Source organism: Riemerella anatipestifer (genome assembly GCF_035666175.1).
Classification (GTDB): domain Bacteria; phylum Bacteroidota; class Bacteroidia; order Flavobacteriales; family Weeksellaceae; genus Riemerella; species Riemerella anatipestifer_D.
Genome location: NZ_CP142016.1, coordinates 2,077,133 through 2,093,962, shown reverse-complemented (window position 1 = coordinate 2,093,962; position 16,830 = coordinate 2,077,133). Strand labels below are relative to the sequence as shown.

General features: G+C 34.3%; 20 protein-coding genes. 17 read left to right on the top strand and 3 right to left on the bottom strand.

Features of this window, described 5'->3' with window-relative positions:
* Positions 1 to 126: 126 nt before the first annotated feature.
* The gene (locus VIX88_RS10595; protein ID WP_214193860.1) at positions 127 to 2,316 is read left to right on the top strand and encodes a TonB-dependent receptor family protein; all 2,190 of its coding nucleotides are present in this window, start codon (positions 127 to 129) and stop codon (positions 2,314 to 2,316) included.
* Between the two features lie 81 nt (positions 2,317 to 2,397).
* Here VIX88_RS10595 and VIX88_RS10590 read toward each other — a convergent pair whose 3' ends face one another.
* Positions 2,398 to 3,261, bottom strand: coding sequence for a glycoside hydrolase family 25 protein (locus VIX88_RS10590; protein ID WP_374099867.1), 864 nt, complete (start codon positions 3,259 to 3,261; stop codon positions 2,398 to 2,400).
* A gap of 64 nt (positions 3,262 to 3,325) precedes the next feature.
* Here VIX88_RS10590 and VIX88_RS10585 point away from each other — a divergent pair, with 64 nt between their 5' ends.
* From VIX88_RS10585 to VIX88_RS10565, 5 genes are all read left to right on the top strand, one after another.
* Positions 3,326 to 3,805: a BON domain-containing protein gene (locus VIX88_RS10585; RefSeq protein ID WP_014938024.1), complete on the top strand. Its 480-nt coding sequence runs from the start codon at positions 3,326 to 3,328 to the stop codon at positions 3,803 to 3,805.
* Between the two features lie 10 nt (positions 3,806 to 3,815).
* Positions 3,816 to 4,232 (top strand): SH3 domain-containing protein, encoded by a 417-nt coding sequence (locus VIX88_RS10580; protein ID WP_107046495.1) that lies wholly within the window; start codon positions 3,816 to 3,818, stop codon positions 4,230 to 4,232.
* A 115-nt stretch (positions 4,233 to 4,347) separates the two neighbouring features.
* Positions 4,348 to 5,598, top strand: coding sequence for a dicarboxylate/amino acid:cation symporter (locus VIX88_RS10575; RefSeq protein ID WP_004918175.1), 1,251 nt, complete (start codon positions 4,348 to 4,350; stop codon positions 5,596 to 5,598).
* 57 nt (positions 5,599 to 5,655) lie between these two features.
* The gene (locus tag VIX88_RS10570) at positions 5,656 to 6,759 is read left to right on the top strand and encodes an Mrp/NBP35 family ATP-binding protein (RefSeq protein WP_107046496.1); all 1,104 of its coding nucleotides are present in this window, start codon (positions 5,656 to 5,658) and stop codon (positions 6,757 to 6,759) included.
* 35 nt (positions 6,760 to 6,794) lie between these two features.
* On the top strand, positions 6,795 to 7,031 hold the full coding sequence (locus tag VIX88_RS10565; protein ID WP_014938027.1) for a NifU family protein: 237 nt from the start codon (positions 6,795 to 6,797) through the stop codon (positions 7,029 to 7,031).
* 61 nt (positions 7,032 to 7,092) lie between these two features.
* Here VIX88_RS10565 and VIX88_RS10560 read toward each other — a convergent pair whose 3' ends face one another.
* Together VIX88_RS10560 and xrtF are read right to left on the bottom strand one after the other, a co-directional pair.
* Positions 7,093 to 7,527, bottom strand: a complete 435-nt coding sequence (locus VIX88_RS10560) for an exosortase F system-associated membrane protein (RefSeq protein WP_004918183.1) — start codon at positions 7,525 to 7,527, stop codon at positions 7,093 to 7,095.
* Complete coding sequence (gene xrtF / locus VIX88_RS10555; protein WP_154469457.1) at positions 7,511 to 8,038, bottom strand: exosortase family protein XrtF; 528 nt, start codon at positions 8,036 to 8,038, stop codon at positions 7,511 to 7,513. Before xrtF ends, VIX88_RS10560 begins: the two co-directional genes overlap by 17 nt.
* Before the next feature lie 187 nt (positions 8,039 to 8,225).
* Here xrtF and VIX88_RS10550 point away from each other — a divergent pair, with 187 nt between their 5' ends.
* The 11 genes from VIX88_RS10550 to VIX88_RS10500 all read left to right on the top strand — a co-directional run bounded on the left by VIX88_RS10550 (position 8,226) and on the right by VIX88_RS10500 (position 16,819).
* A complete protein-coding gene (locus tag VIX88_RS10550) occupies positions 8,226 to 9,074 on the top strand; it encodes a hydroxymethylglutaryl-CoA lyase (RefSeq protein ID WP_064970586.1) in 849 nt (282 codons plus the stop codon).
* Positions 9,075 to 9,162: 88 nt separating this feature from the next.
* On the top strand, positions 9,163 to 10,704 hold the full coding sequence (locus VIX88_RS10545; protein WP_214193859.1) for a glycine--tRNA ligase: 1,542 nt from the start codon (positions 9,163 to 9,165) through the stop codon (positions 10,702 to 10,704).
* Positions 10,705 to 10,971: 267 nt separating this feature from the next.
* Positions 10,972 to 11,172, top strand: coding sequence for an Arm DNA-binding domain-containing protein (locus tag VIX88_RS10540; RefSeq protein ID WP_237190307.1), 201 nt, complete (start codon positions 10,972 to 10,974; stop codon positions 11,170 to 11,172).
* A 54-nt stretch (positions 11,173 to 11,226) separates the two neighbouring features.
* On the top strand, positions 11,227 to 12,231 hold the full coding sequence (locus tag VIX88_RS10535) for a site-specific integrase (protein ID WP_237190305.1): 1,005 nt from the start codon (positions 11,227 to 11,229) through the stop codon (positions 12,229 to 12,231).
* 249 nt (positions 12,232 to 12,480) lie between these two features.
* Entirely contained in the window at positions 12,481 to 13,359 is an 879-nt protein-coding gene (locus VIX88_RS10530) for an IS982-like element ISRa1 family transposase (RefSeq protein WP_127919925.1), read from the top strand.
* Positions 13,360 to 13,706: 347 nt separating this feature from the next.
* A complete protein-coding gene (locus VIX88_RS10525) occupies positions 13,707 to 13,853 on the top strand; it encodes a hypothetical protein (RefSeq protein WP_154212774.1) in 147 nt (48 codons plus the stop codon).
* An 11-nt stretch (positions 13,854 to 13,864) separates the two neighbouring features.
* On the top strand, positions 13,865 to 14,251 hold the full coding sequence (locus VIX88_RS10520; RefSeq protein ID WP_064971118.1) for a single-stranded DNA-binding protein: 387 nt from the start codon (positions 13,865 to 13,867) through the stop codon (positions 14,249 to 14,251).
* 46 nt (positions 14,252 to 14,297) lie between these two features.
* Positions 14,298 to 15,371, top strand: coding sequence for a DUF932 domain-containing protein (locus VIX88_RS10515; RefSeq protein ID WP_064971117.1), 1,074 nt, complete (start codon positions 14,298 to 14,300; stop codon positions 15,369 to 15,371).
* A 76-nt stretch (positions 15,372 to 15,447) separates the two neighbouring features.
* The gene (locus VIX88_RS10510; protein ID WP_064971116.1) at positions 15,448 to 15,903 is read left to right on the top strand and encodes a hypothetical protein; all 456 of its coding nucleotides are present in this window, start codon (positions 15,448 to 15,450) and stop codon (positions 15,901 to 15,903) included.
* An 11-nt stretch (positions 15,904 to 15,914) separates the two neighbouring features.
* Positions 15,915 to 16,586 carry a hypothetical protein gene (locus tag VIX88_RS10505; RefSeq protein ID WP_064971115.1) on the top strand — a complete coding sequence of 224 codons (672 nt, stop codon included), beginning with the start codon at positions 15,915 to 15,917 and terminating at the stop codon, positions 16,584 to 16,586.
* Positions 16,583 to 16,819 (top strand): hypothetical protein, encoded by a 237-nt coding sequence (locus tag VIX88_RS10500; RefSeq protein WP_064971114.1) that lies wholly within the window; start codon positions 16,583 to 16,585, stop codon positions 16,817 to 16,819. Before VIX88_RS10505 ends, VIX88_RS10500 begins: the two co-directional genes overlap by 4 nt.
* The last annotated feature ends 11 nt before the right edge of the window (positions 16,820 to 16,830 follow it).

The following is a 16,830-nucleotide window of genomic DNA, read 5'->3' as shown; positions in this document are numbered from 1 at the left end:
TCATTGATTTTCAATAAATTAAATACAACAAACTTTCTTTATTTAGAATTATCCTAAATAAATTTTGCGTAATTACTCAGATATTATACCTTTGTCAAAACTTTTAACAATTCTAAATAAAGTATAATGAAAAAACAACTTTTACCTCTTATAATGTTAGTTTCAGTAGCTTCATTCGCTCAGGAAACTGATTCTATAAAATCTAGAAATATAGATGAGGTTGTTATTCAATCTCAAACTATTTTCACCAATAAAGATAAGAACGAAAAAGCAAGTTCTTTTACCTATATTGGCACTAAAGAATTACAGAAATATAACTACTCTGATGCTAACCGTGTACTTATGGGTAAAACAGGGATACATGTGGTAGAAGAGGAAGGTTTTGGATTGCGTCCTAACATTATTATTAGAGGTGCTTCTTCGCTTAGGAGCTCGTCTATCAATTTAATGGAAGACGGTGTCTTAGCAGCACCTGCGCCTTATGTAGCACCTGCGGCTTACTACTTCCCTACCATGGGAAGAATGGCTGGTGTAGAAATTCTTAAAAGTAGTGGACAAATTATGTATGGTCCCAATACCATCGGAGGGAGTATGAATATGCTTTCTACTCAAGTACCTAATAAATTTTCAGGGTTTTTAAATGCTTCTTACGGTAATTTCAACACCTATAAAGTGTATACTCATGTAGGAGATAAAATTGGTAAATTCGGATATTTAGTAGAATATTTCACCAATAACTCAGATGGGTTTAAAGAACTTCCGAATGGTAAAAATACGGGGTTCAGACTTAATGATGGTATGATAAAATTGTTGTACGATAATTCTGATGCGGCTATCCCTAATAAACTTCAGTTTAAGCTTCAGGCTTCTAGACAAAACTCTAACGAAACCTATATGGGAATTTCTAAAGAGGACTTCAATAAAAATGCTTACCAGCGTTACTTATCATCAGAGTTAGATAATATAGAAATCAATCAGCGACAATATTTGCTATCTTATCAGATAGAACCTAGCAAAAAACTTCACTTAAATTTTGATGCTTATAGAAATGAGGTTACAAGAAATTGGTACAAAGTGAATGATGTTAAAGCTGGAGGTAACAAAGTAGGGCTTTCTAATGCTTTAGAAATGGCTGATAACTCTAACGAAATGTTAGCTTTAAAAGGAGCTTATAATGCAGATAATACTATCTATATAAGACATAATGATAGAGACTATATTTCACAAGGACTTCAGTTCAATGGGCATTATCATTTAGGAAAAACAGGTATGGTTCGCTTTGGAGCAAGATACCACTACGACAGCCAAGACCGTTTTCAAGCAGATGATGAATATCTTTCTACATCACAAGGTTTAGCACTAAAAAAACGAGGAAGTGCAGGCTCTCAAGACAATAGAATAGAAGATGCTAATGCTACAGCATCTTATGTTCAATATCAACAAGAGTTTGGAGCTCTTGTTGCCACTGCAGGGGTAAGATATGAAAATATCACTCTAAGACAAAGAAACTATGGGCGTTCTGATGCAGATAGAACGGGTAAAGATTTAAAAACTACGATTAACAAAGTAGAGTCTTGGATACCAGGGTTATCCTTACTTTATAAAATAAATGATGGTTTAAAAGTATTCGGTAGTGTTCACAAAGGGTTTTCGCCTCCAGGAATTCAGCAAGGACAAAAAGAAGAAAGAAGCTGGAACTACGAACTAGGAACAAGATTTAATAACAACTTTGTAGACGCTGAATTGATAGGCTATATCAACGATTATTCTAACCTACTAGGTGCAGATACCAATGTTATGGGTGGCAACACAGGACAAGGCGATTTATACAATGCAGGAGAAGTATTGATAAGAGGTATAGAAGCACAGTTAAGATACACCATCAGCGGAAAAGATAGTGAAATTAACTTCCCAGTTTCTGTAAATTATACTTATGTAGATTCTTCCTTTAAGAAAGATTTCCAATCTCAAGTATTTGGAACAATTAAAGAAGGTGATGCTCTACCATTTATTCCTAAAGAACAACTAAGTATAGAAGTAGGAGCTAACATCAAAAACTTTAGACTTTCTGCTATCTGGAGATACAGAGGTGATTTTAGCAATAAGGTTTGGCAAGGGTCTATACCAGAAGCTAACCTAGTTCCGTCTATGAACATACTAGATGTTTCTATTTCTTATAAAGTAAATAGAAATGCAACTGTTTATACTAACGCTCAAAATTTACTTAACCAAACTTATTTATCTTCTCTTAACCCTTCAGGATATAGACCAGGTATGCCAAGATTTGTAAATGTGGGTGTAAGAATTAGCTTATAATAAAACGCACTAATCTAATATAGTTTTTCATTAAAAAAGGAAGGTAACTCCGTGGAGTTACCTTCCTTTTTTTGATTGAATCTAATCTAATTTCATTTTATCAAACTCCCAAGAATTTCCGTTGAAGACATTGAGATCTACTTTTACATTGATGCCTTTTACAATGCCTTTTTCTGTAAACTGCCAAAACAACCAATTATCTTCTTCCGAAGGTACTAAAACATGATTGTAATTAGCTAACCATAGAGGATAACCCTCAAAATCACCTCTTAAATAGTCTTTATAAAAATGATAATAGGTATAGATAATAGGTTTAGTTCCGTAGGCTTCTTCTACTATTTTAAGCCAAGTCTTTATGTCTTCTTTATACTGTTTTACAGATTTTTTCCTAGGTATTTTTTCTATATCTAGCACAGGACGAAGATCTCCTTTTTCTAGCTTCACTTGGTCTAAAAAATTATTAGCTTGTAAAACAGGATCCTCATCTGGGCGATAAAAATGATAAGCTCCTCTTGTATAATTATATTTTTTTGTTTGAGTCCAAAAATATTCAAAATGTTTGTCCTTAGAACCATTTCCCATTGTAGCTCTTAACACAATAAAATCAATATTTATAGCATCATTTGCAATGCTTAAGCTATCCCACTCTATATCTTCTTTTCTTTGATAATGAGATATATCCATACCAAATACCTTATCCTGATACTCAGTAATGATAGTATTTATTCGTTTAGTTTCTGTAATGGAATTCTCTAGTTTCTTATGCTGATGCTTTTTAAAATACATAGCATAATAGAAAAAGACTTTATTTTTGATATAAATACCTGTACCAATAAGAGCTACAGACATTACGAGTAGTAGCAGCCACCTGTAAATCTTTTTCTTATTTCTCTTGCTTATGTTATTTTTTTTTCTAACTTTGGAGTTATATCTTCGTTTTGGCATAACACTTGCAAAACTAAGTATAAATTTGTTATAATTTACAAACTTTAAAAATCATTAAAAATTTATGAAAAAAATTTTTCAAACAGCAGCATTAGCTATTTTAGTGTCTTTTACGGCAGTTTCGTGTAAGAAAAAACCTAACGACGCAGAACTTTCTACCAAAGCTACAGAAGTAGTTAAAGCAAACCCTCAGGCTTCAGTTGAGGTAAAAGATGGGCAAGCTCATTTAAGCGGTGTATTTGCTAGTCAAGCAGAAAAAGACCAAATGATAGCGTCTTTAAAAGCAATACCTGGTATTAAAGATGTTCACGACATGACTACCATAGAAACACCAGAGCCTGCAGTGACAGTAAATCAAGTAGATGCCGTAGTTTTACAAAAAGTAAAAGATGCTACTAAAGATTTCCCTAGCGTGAAAGTAGAAGATGTAAATGGAGAGCTTACACTAACAGGAAATGTATCTTCTTCAGATGCTAGAAAGATAAAAGAGTCTGTAGACGCTCTTAAAATAGGAAAATACAATAACCAACTTACCGTAAAATAATTAAAATACCATGTCATTAACTGATAAATATTCAAGTGTAGTAGCTGCTGCACAAAACGCAGGAGTACAAGACTTATCTGTAAAAGAGCAAGACGGAATTCTATACATTAGTGGTAGTACACAATCTACAGCAGCTAAAGATTTAGTATGGAATGCCCTTGGTGCTATTGACCCAAGTTTCACAGCTTCAGATATCAATATTGATGTTCAAGTAAAAGGTTTAGAAGTAGGAGCTAGCCTTACTGTAATCACAGAAAGCTCTAATCTTAACCTTCGTAAAGAACCTTCTACGGAAGCTGAAGTTGTAGGTAAAGCAGCAAAAGGAGAAGCTGTAACTTTAGTAGAGATGACTTCCAACGATTGGTGGAAAGTAAAAACTAAGGATGGTGAAGAAGGTTACGCTTACACAAGATACCTTAAAGCTTAGATAAAATAATCTAGATAATTTGATGACCCTTTCTTAGATATTTCTGAGAAAGGGTTTTTAATTTAAGTCTCCAAAAAAGTTTATATTTGCATTCCAACCTAAAAAATCATTATAGATGAAAGGACAAAATAAACTTTTTATAGCAATATTACTAGGGCTTATTATAGGAATCGGATTAGGCGGATTTGTTCATTTGCAATATCCAGATAGTGCAGAAGGCTTTTCCAAAAACATAAAATTGCTAGGGACCATTTTTATCAGACTTGTTCAGATGATTATTGCTCCGCTTGTATTCACCACTTTGGTAGTGGGTATTGCTAAAATGAGTGATATAAAAATGATAGGTAGAGTAGGTACTAAAGCAATGTTGTGGTTTTTAACGGCTTCTTTAGTTTCTCTAATGATAGGGCTTGTATTTGTAAATTGGCTAGAACCAGGTAAAGTAACTCAACTCCCAGTACAAGATGCAAGTGCGGCGGCAGAAATCGTAAATAACAGTAAAGGCTTCTCACTAGAAGATTTTGTAAAGCATATTATTCCTAAAAGTTTATTTGAAGCTTTTGCCACTAATGAAGTATTGCAAATCGTAGTATTTTCAATAATGTTTGGGGTGGCTCTTTCTCAGTTAGGAGAAGCTCATTCTAAACCAATTATAAAGGCTTTTGATATTTGTGCTCATGCCATTCTTAAAATGGTGGGTTACATTATGTGGGTAGCTCCATTGGGAGTACTAGGTGCTATTGCCGCAGTTGTTGCTACTAATGGTTTTGAGATATTTATGGTTTATGCAGTTTACTTAAGAGACTTTTTCTTTGCATTGGGTATCCTTTGGCTAGTCCTATGTGCCGTTGGTTATTTAATACTTGGGAACAGATTGTTTGATTTATTAAAGAGAATCAAAGAACCATTACTTATTGCATTTTCAACTACAAGCTCAGAGGCTGTTTTTCCGAAACTTGTAGAAGAACTAGAAAAGTTTGGAGCAAACAATAGAATAGTCTCCTTTATACTACCTTTAGGGTATTCGTTTAATTTGGATGGGAGTATGATGTATATGACCTTTGCGTCTATCTTTATTGCTCAGATTTATGGAGTAGATATGTCTATAGGGCAACAAATCACGATGCTTTTGGTACTTATGCTTACTTCCAAAGGTATTGCAGGTGTGCCTAGAGCTAGTTTAGTAATTATTGTAGCTACCTGTTCTATGTTCGGAATTCCACCAGAGGGCATTGCTCTCATATTACCAATAGACCATTTTTGTGATATGGGAAGAAGTATGACTAATGTACTGGGTAATGCACTAGCAACTTCCGCTGTCTCTAAATGGGAAGGACAACTAGACGCACCTACAGAAAACATATAAAAAGAAAAACACTTACAAAAAATAAATCCTTAAATTTGTATTCCTAAAAAGAAAATAATGATAAAAAAAGATAGAGTATTAGCTTTTTTAAAAGAGGTTGAGGTAGATGACTTGGTGAATAATGTTCAGGTTATGGGTAATGATGTTTATATTGATATGACGGCACATTCTCCAGCAATGCACGAGAAAAAAAAGCTAGAAGCAGCAATGAAACAAGCTTTTGCATCTGAGTTTGGGGAAGAGATTGTTTTAAAGTTGAAAATCGTTTCTCCTGAACCTTCGGAAGCTCAGCTTAATCAAATCAAAGGTAAGGAAATCCCAGGCATAAAAAACATCATCGCTATTGCCTCTGGAAAAGGAGGTGTAGGAAAGTCTACAGTAGCTGCTAACCTTGCAATATCTTTGGTCAAAATGGGCTTTAAAGTAGGTTTACTAGATGCAGACATCTATGGCCCATCTGTACCTACCATGTTTGATACCGAAGGGCAAAAACCTATTTCTGTTGAAGAAAACGGCAGAAACCTAATGAAGCCGATTGAAAATTATGGGGTTAAAATGTTATCCATCGGTTATTTTTCTGGAGCTAATCAAGCGGTAGTATGGAGAGGACCTATGGCTGCAAAAGCTCTCAACCAAATGCTAAGAGATGCTGCTTGGGGCGAATTAGATTTCTTATTGATAGACCTACCTCCAGGAACGGGAGATATTCATCTTTCTATCATACAAGAAGTACCTGTAACAGGAGCTGTTATTGTAAGCACCCCACAACATATTGCTCTTGCAGATGTTAAGAAAGGTATTGCAATGTTCCAAATGGAAAGTATCAATATTCCAGTTTTAGGTTTAATAGAGAATATGGCTTATTTCACACCAGAAGAATTGCCTGATAATAAGTATTATATCTTTGGTAAACAAGGAGCACAATATATGGCGGAAGATTTAGGCATACCTGTACTGGGCGAAATTCCTCTAATCCAAAGTATAAGAGAAGCTGGCGATGTAGGAAGGCCAGCAGCTTTGCAAGATGGTTCTAAAATTGCAGAAATCTATACAGAAACCACTCAGAAAATGGTAGAGAGCTTAGTGGAAAGAAATAAAAATCTACCTCCTACAGAAGCCGTTAAAATAACTACTATGGCAGGATGTTCCCAAAAAAATTAATTACCATATTATATTTTTAAAGAGTTAAAATAAAGATGGAAAATAATAGTATAGAAGTAAGAGTAGAAAATGCTTTAGAAAGTATTCGTCCTTTTCTTAATAAAGATGGTGGAGATATAGAGCTCATCAAAATAGAAGACACTGTAGTCTATGTGAAATTACTAGGTAACTGCTCTGGGTGTCCTGTAAGTTTCTCCACAATGAAGCTAGGCGTAGAAAATACAGTTAAAGAAAAAGTTCCTGAAATTACACGAGTGGAAAATGTAGAATAGTTTATAAATTATAAAAAAGGCTTATCTGTAATAAATTAGATAAGCCTTTTTGTTTTGTAATTTAATTCTTGTTCTTCACATCCATATAATAAAACATTGGAATGATGAGCAATAAAATTATAGGTTGAATAACAAACCTACGAACATAAAAAGCTAAAAGCAATCCTGAGTCGAATTCTGTATAAACTAGATAGAGATAAATAGGGAAAGTAATCAAAAAAACTAATAACATTAAAACACAAGCTAACATTGTCTTTGTTTTATCTTTAAAAAGAAAATAAACAATGATTAGCGAAAAAAGTAGATTAAGTATCAGCCTAAAAAGATGTCCTAAAACAAGTTTTCCCCACTGAAAAACGGGGAATACTTTGGCTCCATCCATCATTTTGAAATAGATTAAAAAAGGATCATAAAATAGAGTTTCTTCTAAAAAACGAACCCCTATTAAACCAATAATACCGAGTATAACAAATACAAGATTACCTTTGAACTTCATCTTTCAGTACAAAAAATTTAATCCAAATAATCCATAATAAAACCACACTTCCGTAAATAATCGCAGGGAATATATAATCATGGGCAGCTTTACCATAAGATGGATATTCAAGTAGCACTACATTTATTCCAACAATCCTAAGTATGTTTATGATATACAGAAATATAACTCCTGCAAAAACAAAAATAAAAGTATTAAAACCTCTATAAAATGCAAAAATAAATGCTATAAAAAGTATTATTACAGATACAGCATTACAACCTTCCACCATTCTAGACACATACTCCCCACCTACATAATACCACAAAGTATTATGTTCTGGTTGAGGTATGGCTTGTGATGGATACCCTATGTTATTCTGTATCAAAGTACATTGGTTGGCTATATGTATTGACAAGCCATCTAAACCTTCTTGAGTATTTAAATAAAACTGATAAACTCCCAGCAAGACTAAATAAACTAATAAAAATCTTAATAGGATTTTTAGTGTGGGTTTAAAATCTTCAAACATAATACACAAAGGTAAATATTATCAGACAAAAACCATTATATATCTTCAAAATTCCATTGTAATCTTGAAAGTCAACCCAACTCTAAAATACAATAAACAAATGATTATCAAAATATTAAAATAAAATTTACTTTTAAAAAGTTTTTATTATATTTGGAAACTAGAGTTTATCTCCTAAACCAAAATTATGTTTCTAACAGAATGTCCACGAGATGCCATGCAAGGTTGGAGTGAGTTTATTCCAACAGATACAAAAATCAATTACCTTAATAGCTTAATGGAGGTAGGGTTTGATGTGTTGGACTGTGGTAGCTTTGTTTCTCCTAAAGCCATTCCACAAATGGCGGACTCTGGGGAAGTACTGGATAATATAGATAAGTCTTTATCAAACACCAAGCTATCCGTTATTGTAGCTAACATAACAGGGGCAGAAAAGGCACTTTCTCATGCCAATGTAGACATTTTGGGATTTCCTTTTTCTATATCCGAAACCTTTCAGTTTAGAAACACCAACAAAGATCAAGAGGAAGCATTCAATCAAGTGGAAACCATCTTAGAAATGGTAAAATCTGAGAATAAAACACTTAACCTCTACTTTTCTATGGCATTCGGAAATCCATACGGAGAAGATTGGAAATGGGAAGATGTTGCCTTTTGGGCGAACCGATTTTCGGAAATAGGAGTCAGAAATATATTACTTTCGGATACCACAGGGGTAGCCACTGCGGAAAGCATTACACTTTTATTTGATAAAATTCCTGCGAATCACCCTGATATTAGCTTTGGTGCTCATTTTCATAACAGATACGAAGATTCTTACATTAAACTAAAGGCTGCGTATGATAAAGGCTGCAGACGATTTGATTCAGCTATAAAAGGGATAGGAGGCTGCCCAATGGCTAAAGATGACCTTGTAGGAAATATGCCTACAGAACAGCTTTTCAACTTTATGAATTTAGAAAAGATAGAAATTAAGCAGAATATGCTCCATTTTGAATCTGCTTGGAATATTGCCAAATCTATTTTCCATTTTTAAATATCAATCCATTTTTATCAAATAGAATTTGATTTTACCTCAAAATTAAAATTAAAAAAGTTATTTTTGCAGGTATATTCTAAATATTATGGCTAAGCAAGAAGACGATTTTAAGAAAGTGGTATCCCACGCTAAAGAATATGGGTTTATTTTTCCGTCTAGTGAAATATACGACGGACTATCTGCTGTTTATGATTATGGGCAAAATGGTGCCGAACTAAAAAATAATATTAAGCAATATTGGTGGAAAGCCATGACTCAACTTAATGAAAACATTGTTGGGTTAGACTCTGCTATTCTAATGCATCCTACTACATGGAAAGCTTCTGGGCACGTGGACTCTTTCAACGACCCTTTGATAGACAACAAAGATTCCAAGAAAAGATTTAGAGCCGATGTGCTTATAGAAGACTATTGTGCAAAATTAGAAGATAAGGCGCAGAAAGAAATAGCCAAAACAAAAAAAAGATTTGGTGCTGATTTTGACGAGGAACAATTTGTAAATACCAACCCTAGAGTTCTAGAATACAGAGAAAGACAGAAAAGTATTCTTACTAGAATGGCTAAATCTCTTGATAATAATGATTTAGCTGATGTTAAAGCCCTTATAGAAGAGCTAGAAATAGCAGACCCTGATACTGGCTCTAAAAACTGGACAGAAGTAAGACAGTTTAACCTAATGTTTGGGACTAAACTAGGAGCTTCCGCAGAAAACGCCATGGAGCTTTACCTAAGACCAGAGACAGCACAAGGTATTTTCGTAAACTTCTCTAATGTACAGAAAACTTCTAGACATAAGCTACCTTTTGGGATTGCTCAAATCGGAAAGGCGTTTAGAAATGAAATTGTAGCGAGGCAATTTATCTTCCGTATGAGAGAGTTTGAACAAATGGAAATGCAATTTTTTGTAGCTCCAGGGACAGAATTGTCATTCTACGAAGAATGGAAACAAAAACGACTTAATTGGCATTTGGCACTTGGATTAGGTACGGAAAATTACAAGTTCCATGACCACGAAAAACTAGCTCATTATGCTAATGCAGCAGCAGACATAGAATTTAAGTTCCCATTCGGATTTAAAGAGTTGGAAGGTATCCACTCAAGAACAGACTTTGACCTTTCTGCACACGAGAAATTCTCTGGTAGAAAATTGCAATATTTTGACCCAGAAAGAAGCGAAAGCTATGTGCCTTATGTGGTAGAAACTTCTGTGGGATTAGATAGAATGTTCCTAGCAGTGTTCTCTAGCTCTCTTAAAGAAGAGGCCTTAGAAGATGGTTCTACAAGAACAGTATTGTCTTTACCTCCAGCTCTAGCTCCTGTAAAAGCGGCTATTTTGCCATTAGTTAAAAAAGACGGGCTGCCAGAATTTGCAGAAAAAATCTTCAACGAATTAAAGTACGACTTTAATGTTATCTTTGAAGAAAAAGATAGTATTGGTAAGCGCTACAGAAGACAAGATGCCATAGGTACACCTTTCTGCATTACTGTAGACCATGATTCACTTAATGATAATACAGTAACTCTTAGAGAAAGAGATACAATGAAACAAGAAAGAGTATCTGTGGAAGACCTAAGAAAAATTATAGATGATAAAGTAAACTTTAGAACACTTTTATCTAAAATTTAAAATAAACATTTAGTCAAAAAGCAAAATTATGAAAAAAAAATCATAATTAGTTGTAAAATAAGAGATTAATTGTTTATTTACCTTTAACTTGCAGACTGTGATTTACTGAGATTTGACCTCAAATGACAAAGTTGAGTTACTTATCAGTTACTTGATTTGTATAGAAAGTTTTTCATTAAAGAGGTTATATTTCAGTAATTTGCGTAAAATTTCATCTTTCATTGTTACTCAATAGAAACTAATTTAGTAACTATAAAATATGGAGTGATGAAACAGACCAAAAGAACAACATTCACAGTATTGTTTTACCTAAAAAGAAAAAATCCGAAAGCCGATGGAACTATTCCCATTATGGCAAGGATTACCATTAACGGAAAAAATGAACCCTTTTCTACCAAGTTGAGTTTATCTCCTTCGTTGGATTTGCAAAACAGTCAGGTTTGCGGAAAAACCGACGAAGCTAAGTAAATCAACAAAAAATTAAAAGCCATTGAAACCAATATCCAGAATATTTATAGCGATATGCTAAAATACGAGGGGTATGTAACTGCAAAAAAAGTAAAAGATAGATATTTAGGCAGAGAACATTCGGGGCACACCTTATTAAAATGCTTTCAGGGTTTACTCAAAGATTTTGAACTCAAAGTTGAGAAGAAATTGAGAGCCCCAGGAAGTTATAATACTCATAAAAATGCCTATGGAAATTTAGAACGATTTCTTAAAGAAAAACTTCACAGAGACGATATAGAATTGATAGAGCTTGACAAAACCTTTATTGATGATTATGACTATTATCTTAGAATAGAGAGAGGGTTAGACCACAATAGTATTTATGGTAATATGGGACCGCTTTTACGAACCATAAAAAGAGCTTTAAATGACAACATTATTATTGTTAATCCTTTTCGGCACTATAAAAATACACTTGTACCAAAAGATAGAGGTTATCTCTTAAAATCAGAGATTATAAAACTCATTGAATACACACCTTGTGATGATTTTTCTGAAAGAATGAAAAAGCTCATAGAATTAGTTAGGGATTTAGCCCTTTTTAGTTGTTTTACAGGTTTTTCATATATTGATATATACCAACTTAGTTCTGTCCATTTGCAAGAGTTCTTTGATGGTCATAAGTGGCTCATCAAACGACGACAAAAATCAAAAATACCTTGTAATGTCCGAGTATTGGAAATTCCAGAAATGATTTTAAAGAAGTATGAAGGCTTAGGAAAAAATGGTGCATTACTTCCCGTACCGAGTAATAGTACCTGTAATAAATATCTCAAAATAATTATGAATGAATGTGGAATTTTTCGAGATAAACCCATTACCTTCCATTGGGCAAGACATAGCTTTGCCACCTTGATGCTGACTGAAGATATTCCAATAGAAAGTATCAGTAAAATGCTTGGACATAAACATATTCATACCACAGAAATTTATGCAAAAATTACAAATACAAAGATTAGTAAAGATATGGAGTTAGCTTCACAAAAGTTGCAGAATTTATCTTTGAGTTATACTTAAAAATGATGTGTTTTATTCTTAGTAGCACATTATTATGATTTTCCTGTGAAAAACCCTATAAGAGCTACCAAGAATTTTTATACTTACCCTAACTACCGCTACAAAACATTCCCTTTTTTCCTGTTTTGTAGCGGTAATTTTATTTAGAAATAAACCTTAGTAACCCGTTGTGCATTATGAAATGAAAAAAACAAGAGTTGTTTATTAGACTGAAAATCAGTATATTGTTTTTGCTATAAAACGATATAAATGAACAACTTAGAGCAAATATATGAAAGAATTTTGGAAGTTTTAGGACTTTTTTCAGAAAATCAACTGATTAGTTATCAGAGAAGAACACCTAAAATGAGCGATTTAGAAGTCATAAGCCTTAATATTACTGCTGAATACTTGAGTATTGATAGCGAATTACAGTTATTTAGAAAATTGCCAAACTCTCTGATAAACAAAATTGAAAGAAGTGTTTACAATAAGCGAAAACGAAGACTATCCCTACAAACAGAGCAAATTAGACAGCGTATTTCGATGGAGTTCAATGAGTTTGAAGATATTTTTATCGTTGATAGCATGCCAATGAAAGTTTGTGAAAACGCTCGTTCTACTCGTTCAAAAATTTGTAAAGAGCAATCCTATTCTTCACCAACATATGGTTATTGTGCTTCACAGAAATTATATTTCTATGGCTATAAACTACACGCAGTATGTTCTTTAAATGGTGTGATTAAGAATTTTGATATAAGCCCTGCATCCGTTCACGACATCCACTATTTAAAAGATAGTGGTGAGCAAATGCGAAACTGTACTTTAATTGGAGATAGAGGCTATTTATCAGCAAAAGTTCAAATAGATTTATTTAACTATGCTAATATTAAATTAGATACACCAATGAGAAGTAATCAGAAAGATTATATTCCTCAATTTTCATTGTACAAGAAAAAGCGAAAACGAATTGAGACATTTTTCTCTCAACTTTGCGACCAATTTATGATTAAAAGAAACAATGCTAAAACTTTTGAAGGCTTTAAAACAAGGATAATCAGTAAAATAACCGCCGCAACGGTTATTCAATATATCAATAAATTTATCTTCCAAAGAAAATTAAATCATCTAAAAATCAGTATTATTTAAAATGCACAACGAGTCTTAGTAATAAAAAAATATTCGGTAATCGATGCAGAGCTTATCCTTTCGATTGTACCCATTACCGAATTTGTCTTTTGTATTTCACTTCCTATTTCCACCTTTTTTTTCGAGAGTTAAATAGCCGTAATGCTGGTTTCGTACTCGAAGGGCAAAAGTATTTCCGTGTTCTTAACGCCTCCACAAGGTCAAGCCCTACGGGTTTTCAAAAAAATCTTCCTCCAAGGAGCGTATTTTTTTGAAAAACCTTGTGGAGGCTAAACACTACTTTTTATAAGCCCTCGAAACGAAACCAGCATATTCCGGCTCTTTAGACGAATAAAAAAAAGGTCAATATGAAACATACAAAAGTAGATTTATTAGTAATGGATTTTAAACGAAACAGCTCTTCCTCTCATTACCGAATAATAAAAAATTTCAACACAGCCTGGCAAGAGAGCAAAGCGTGGGCAGAGCGTAACAAACGAGTAATTAACAATTAAAATTAAACAAAATGAACATCACAGGACGATTAACAAGAGATGCGGAGGTGAAAGCCCTTCCTAACGACAGAAAAGTAGTAAACTTTTCAATCGCCGTAAACAATCACTATCGTAACAAACAAGGCGAAGACATACAACAGACTGCTTTTTTTGATTGTGCGTATTGGCAAGGTACAAATGTAGCCAAGATATTAACCAAAGGAGCTTTGGTTGAACTCACTGGGCGAGTGAGTGCAAGGGCGTGGCTTAGCAAGGACGGAGAACCCAAAGCGGGGCTTAATTTTCACACCTCAAAAATCAAGTTACACGCAAGTGGACAAAGACAGAACACGGAAACAACTAACGGACAGGGAACACCACAACCGTTGGAGGAAACCGAAGACGATTTACCATTTTAATTAACAGACGAACAAAACAATTTAAGAACATTTAAATTTTAGAACAATGGCACATAACATTAATTACAACAGCAGAACAGGAAAGTACAGTTTTTTCAGCGTAAAGGAAAAAGCGTGGCACGGATTGGGGCAAATCGTAAGCGAACACCCAACAAGTGCAGAAGCGATAAGACACGCAGGATTAGACTTTGAAGTCAGCAAAGAGCCTTTATACACTAAGGGTAAGGGATTGAAAACCACCGAGCAGGGAATAGAGTTTTACGACAGCGAAATCGAAGTGCCGAACGCCTTTGCCACGATGCGAGATGATAACAATGAGATTTTGGGCGTAGTAGGTAAAGACTACCAAGTCGTACAAAACCACGAGGCATTCGCCTTTTTCGATGAGATTGTCGGAGGTGGCAATGGAATTTTGTACGAAACCGCTGGGGCTTTAGGCAAAGGCGAGAAGATTTTTATAACCGCCAAATTACCAAGTTATATCCGAGTGGGCAATGGTGATGATGTAACTGAAAAGTACATTTTTTTAACCACAAGCCACGATGGAAGTGGAAGTATTACAGCCGCCTTTACGCCTATCCGAATAGTGTGTCAAAATACGCTGAACGCTGCATTTAAAAATATGAATAATGTGGTTCGTATCCGTCATACATCAGGGGCAAAACAGCGATTAGCCAACGCTCACAAGGTTATGGGATTAGCCAATAAGTTAAGCGACCGATTAGAGGGAACATTTAACGAGTGGGCAAAAATCCGAGTAAACGACCGAGAAGTACGAAAGTTAATAGAATTGGCTTTGTGTCCTAATAAAGAAACCTTAGAACACTTGAAAAAAGGTAACACCGATGAACTATCAACCGTGTTTAAAAATACCGTAGATGATGCTTTTATGTATGCAATGGTCAGCGATAGCCAACAAATGGAAACCACGAAAGGAACTTTGTTCGGTGCATACAACGCCGTTACTGGGTACTATCAAAATGTATGTAATTACAAGGACGATGAAAGCAAATTAAAATCCTTAGTAATGGGCGGAACTGCACAAAGCAGAGGACAAAAAGCCTTTGACCTTTGTAATGTTTTTGCAGAACACGGAGCCGAGATGTTTAGTTACAACTAACAGAGGATAACGAAAAATTAAATACTAACCCAAAGGCGGTTATATCATAGTAACCGCCTTTATAAACCATAAAGCAATGAAAAAATCACACACACCAACAAGGCATATTTTAGTAAGAGCCTACACAGGCAGCGAGTGGGATAGTTGCGACTTTGCGATTATAACTATTTCGCAAGGGTGGAAAGAGCAACAAGCCCAACGCCTTAAAGTGTTGGACAATATAGAGAATGATGATTGTTTTTTGTCGGTTAATTACCGAGATACCTTTGTGGATTTTTACAAGACCACACAACCGAAACTAACAGAAGAACCAACCTCAAATTTAGAGAGTTTATTAGGTGATACGGATTGGACTTTTGTGGAGTTAGAGAATGAAGAACAAGAACAATTTTCAGCCCCTCAAAGCACTTTAAATTGTTACCGATTGAAACTTGACCGATATGGAAATATATACTATACCGCTCACGGGAAGCATACGGGCGAGGAATTTTGGACAGCTGAAATGGAATTAACAAAAATTTTGAACAGTTAAAGAGTAAAATTATGAACACAATCACGATACAAATTTACAAATACGAGGAGTTAGACAAAGAAGTCCAAGAGCAGGTATTAGACAAGTACCGATACAAAGAGGTCGATAGCCATTGGTGGTGGCAAAATACTTACTTTGATTTTGTGGTGATATGCTCAATATTGGAGATTGATATAAATCCGTCCGAAATCTTTTTCAGTGGTTTCTATTCACAAGGCGACGGAAGTAGTTTTGCGTGTAACATACTTGATATAAGGAAATTTATACAAGCCGTTAAAGCTGAAAAATGGAAAGATTATGCCCCCAATCAAGAGTTTAATTTTGATGTTTTGGATATGGATAAAAGAGTGCTTAATCTTATCCAAAACGGATATATAGATATTTATTTTAAGACCTATAACAGACACCGATATTATTATCTGCACTTTGATTGGGAGTACACTTTTAACGATGATAGTAAGGAATACCCACACATTGAGTATCAAGTTGAAAAACTATTGAAATGGGTGGAAAGTGTTTTAAATGATTTGAACCAACATTTATACAAAGAACTACAAAAAGAATACGAAAGATTAACCGCTGATGAATACATTATACAAATGTTTGCGGAAGAAAATTACCAATTCACAGACAAAGGGTATCCAATAGATAAAATAACCCACTTAGAAACCTCAATAATATGAAAAACGCATATATCATTTTCACAACCGACAAATGGCACAGCAATGAAAGTAAGACAATAGAATATGTTACGGACAACTTTCAAAAAGCCATTGAATTAATTGCTGAAATTAGCAGGGAGAGATACCGCAAAGAACTATCAAAATCCGATTTGTATATGCTTAAAAATAAGAAGCAAACACAAGGGTTTGACGAAGAAGTAGAATATATGATTGAAGAGTACAAAGTAATTTAAAATTTAGAAAC

Excerpts from the sequence above, each read along its gene's own strand:
- VIX88_RS10595 (WP_214193860.1), top strand. The coding sequence starts at position 127 with ATGAAAAAACAACTTTTACCTCTTATAATGTTAGTTTCAGTAGCTTCA.
- VIX88_RS10590 (WP_374099867.1), bottom strand. The coding sequence starts at position 3,261 with ATGCCAAAACGAAGATATAACTCCAAAGTTAGAAAAAAAAATAACATA.
- VIX88_RS10585 (WP_014938024.1), top strand. The coding sequence starts at position 3,326 with ATGAAAAAAATTTTTCAAACAGCAGCATTAGCTATTTTAGTGTCTTTT.
- VIX88_RS10580 (WP_107046495.1), top strand. The coding sequence starts at position 3,816 with ATGTCATTAACTGATAAATATTCAAGTGTAGTAGCTGCTGCACAAAAC.
- VIX88_RS10575 (WP_004918175.1), top strand. The coding sequence starts at position 4,348 with ATGAAAGGACAAAATAAACTTTTTATAGCAATATTACTAGGGCTTATT.
- VIX88_RS10570 (WP_107046496.1), top strand. The coding sequence starts at position 5,656 with ATGATAAAAAAAGATAGAGTATTAGCTTTTTTAAAAGAGGTTGAGGTA.
- VIX88_RS10565 (WP_014938027.1), top strand. The coding sequence starts at position 6,795 with ATGGAAAATAATAGTATAGAAGTAAGAGTAGAAAATGCTTTAGAAAGT.
- VIX88_RS10560 (WP_004918183.1), bottom strand. The coding sequence starts at position 7,527 with ATGAAGTTCAAAGGTAATCTTGTATTTGTTATACTCGGTATTATTGGT.
- xrtF (WP_154469457.1), bottom strand. The coding sequence starts at position 8,038 with ATGTTTGAAGATTTTAAACCCACACTAAAAATCCTATTAAGATTTTTA.
- VIX88_RS10550 (WP_064970586.1), top strand. The coding sequence starts at position 8,226 with ATGTTTCTAACAGAATGTCCACGAGATGCCATGCAAGGTTGGAGTGAG.
- VIX88_RS10545 (WP_214193859.1), top strand. The coding sequence starts at position 9,163 with ATGGCTAAGCAAGAAGACGATTTTAAGAAAGTGGTATCCCACGCTAAA.
- VIX88_RS10540 (WP_237190307.1), top strand. The coding sequence starts at position 10,972 with ATGAAACAGACCAAAAGAACAACATTCACAGTATTGTTTTACCTAAAA.
- VIX88_RS10535 (WP_237190305.1), top strand. The coding sequence starts at position 11,227 with ATGCTAAAATACGAGGGGTATGTAACTGCAAAAAAAGTAAAAGATAGA.
- VIX88_RS10530 (WP_127919925.1), top strand. The coding sequence starts at position 12,481 with ATGAACAACTTAGAGCAAATATATGAAAGAATTTTGGAAGTTTTAGGA.
- VIX88_RS10525 (WP_154212774.1), top strand. The coding sequence starts at position 13,707 with ATGAAACATACAAAAGTAGATTTATTAGTAATGGATTTTAAACGAAAC.
- VIX88_RS10520 (WP_064971118.1), top strand. The coding sequence starts at position 13,865 with ATGAACATCACAGGACGATTAACAAGAGATGCGGAGGTGAAAGCCCTT.
- VIX88_RS10515 (WP_064971117.1), top strand. The coding sequence starts at position 14,298 with ATGGCACATAACATTAATTACAACAGCAGAACAGGAAAGTACAGTTTT.
- VIX88_RS10510 (WP_064971116.1), top strand. The coding sequence starts at position 15,448 with ATGAAAAAATCACACACACCAACAAGGCATATTTTAGTAAGAGCCTAC.
- VIX88_RS10505 (WP_064971115.1), top strand. The coding sequence starts at position 15,915 with ATGAACACAATCACGATACAAATTTACAAATACGAGGAGTTAGACAAA.
- VIX88_RS10500 (WP_064971114.1), top strand. The coding sequence starts at position 16,583 with ATGAAAAACGCATATATCATTTTCACAACCGACAAATGGCACAGCAAT.